The 2107-nt window shown below is 70.9% G+C and carries 3 protein-coding genes; all 3 read right to left on the reverse strand.

Annotation, left to right across the window (positions count from 1 at the left end; all coding sequences use genetic code 11):
• Nucleotides 1–1387 (reverse strand): FtsK/SpoIIIE domain-containing protein (locus ACWF94_RS39360; RefSeq protein WP_453499918.1); only part of this gene is annotated, 1387 nt, incomplete at its 3' end.
• Between the two features lie 89 nt (nucleotides 1388–1476).
• Nucleotides 1477–1686, reverse strand: coding sequence for a DUF6257 family protein (locus ACWF94_RS39365; protein WP_453499920.1), 210 nt, complete (start codon nucleotides 1684–1686; stop codon nucleotides 1477–1479).
• Nucleotides 1687–1763: 77 nt separating this feature from the next.
• Nucleotides 1764–1955 carry a hypothetical protein gene (locus tag ACWF94_RS39370; RefSeq protein WP_453496519.1) on the reverse strand — a complete coding sequence of 64 codons (192 nt, stop codon included), beginning with the start codon at nucleotides 1953–1955 and terminating at the stop codon, nucleotides 1764–1766.
• Between the last annotated feature and the right edge of the window lie 152 nt (nucleotides 1956–2107).

The raw sequence follows: 2107 nt of genomic DNA on the forward strand, positions 1-2107 counted from the left end.
CCCCGTCGGTCGCGCCGGACTGCTCCAGCGCGGTGATACGGCGTTCCATCTCCCGCACGGCGTCTTCCAGCATCCCGGTCGCCTGGATGACGTGAGCGTCGGTCGGGCCCTGGATGAGGACGGTGGCCAGTCCCTCGAACATGCGCCAGTCGCCCACCCCTTTGAGGTCGGCGAGCCGGAACTCAACGCTTGTGTCCAGCGCCAGCCACAGCGCCAGGGCGCGCAGCGAGGCGGTTTTGCCCTGGTTGGACAGACCGGTGATCAGCAGATGCCGTTGCAGCAGGCTGAGTAGGGCGGCGTCTCCGCGCAGGTCCTGACCCCAGGGGGCGCGGCCGGTGTAGAGGTCGGCGGTCAGGGTCGGGTCGGTGACCAGCGGGGACGGGCCGATCGGCTCATCCAGTGCACCGGAATCGGCGATCCACAGCCGTACCGTGCGCGCGGCCTGCGGAATCATGATGAACACCTCGTGTTCGTGCCGGGCGAGATTCTCGGCGAGCTTCCGCCGGCGCTTTTGCACTTCGTCCGTCGACACCCCTGACGGCAAGGTCACATCGACTTCCACGCCGCATCCCGCGATCCGGATCGGGCCGAGCATCGCGGCCCCGGCGTCGCCCATCTCCCGGATCGCTGCCTTGAGCGGAGCGATCCCCAGATCGCGCAGGGCGGTGACCACGATCGAGGGAGTGACCGGAGCACCTTCCACGCTGGTGCGCTGGTCGGCCGGGAGTGCCCACTGCGGGGCGGTCTGCCGGTGCCGTCCCACCGCCCACAGACCGAGCAGGGCGAGCCACGGACCAACAGCCATCAGCGGGCCCCAGACCACGGACACGATCACGACGGTCCACCGGACCAGCTCGATCACGGCCATCGTCGGGGCCAGGACATCACCGATGTCCTCGTTGGCGACCGCCAGCGCGATCCCGAGAGCGAGCAGACCGCCCGCACCCAGGGCTGAGCCCATGACCGCGCTCTTCGCGGCCCGCTGCGGGGCGGTGATCAGGTCCATCCGGCGCTGATGACGCGCCGCCCGAAACTGCCTGCCCCGGTCCTCCCACTCAGCAGCCGCCTCGTAGTTCCCCGCCGCTTCGGCCGCGCGGATCATCCGCTCATACCGTGCGGCGGTACGCCCGTCCCACGCCCGGCGGACCACGACCCGCCCGCCACCGACGACGTAGGAGCCGTGCCGCACCACCAGACCACACGCCACCCGGGTCCGCTCATCCGCCACAGCCGCACGCACCGCACGACCCGAACGCACCCACAACGGCACCCGACCAGCCACACCACCGGCACCGGCAAGGCCAGGGGCGGGCGTGACCACGGGGGACACCGGGGCGTCCGCACCCGGTGAGGGTTTGAAGAGATGAACGACATTGCCGTCCGTCATGCTGAAATCTCCCTGCTGCTCGATGAGTAGTGGATGGGCTCGGGGCGACCGCGCTTCTTTGGCGAGAGCGGGCGGTCGCCCCGGGGTAGCTAGCTCTTGGTCTTGGCTTCGCGTTCCTCGCGCTTGCGCGCCTGCTCAAGGACCCGCTCCAACTTCCGCTGAAGGTCGGTCTGGTAGACGTCGCCCGTGGGCGAGTTGCGGGCAGCGATCCCGCGCTTCGCCATCCGCGCGATGTACCACGCGACCTGGGCCTTCTCGCCCGTGGTGAGCTTGGGTTCGCGCTCTTCCTGCTGTGCCATAGGGGTGCTCCGTCTCCGGGGCCGGTCTGTCCGGCACCCCGCCCGTCCCGGGAGACCCCGGGGCGGACGGGCGACCGTCAGGCACGCTCCAGCTCGTGCGGGTGGCACAGGACCGGGCCGATGAACACGCTGATGCGGTGGACGGTCCACCGACCGGCTGTCAGCGGTCCGGGCGGCACCTCGTCTACGATCCGGCCCGTCCTGCCGACCGCGCGGGGGTCGTCCGCGCACGCCGTGATCAGGACCTTTTCGCCTGCCTTGAACGCCATACCGCTCCCCCCGGGCCGGGGCTGTCCCGGCTCCCCTTGCCGCCCCGGCGGATGTCGGGGCGACGCGGGCAGCCGTCAGCGGCGGCGCGCGGAGCGGATGGCTTTGGCGGCGTTCTTGCCGTCCGTCCCGCCGATCGAGCGGACGACGGTGA

Source organism: Streptomyces sp. NPDC055078, from assembly GCF_053607985.1.

What these genes read in the sequence shown, in the direction of transcription:
- ACWF94_RS39365 (WP_453499920.1), bottom strand. Translation starts at nt 1,686, where the DNA reads ATGGCACAGCAGGAAGAGCGCGAACCCAAGCTCACCACGGGCGAGAAG.
- ACWF94_RS39370 (WP_453496519.1), bottom strand. Translation starts at nt 1,955, where the DNA reads ATGGCGTTCAAGGCAGGCGAAAAGGTCCTGATCACGGCGTGCGCGGAC.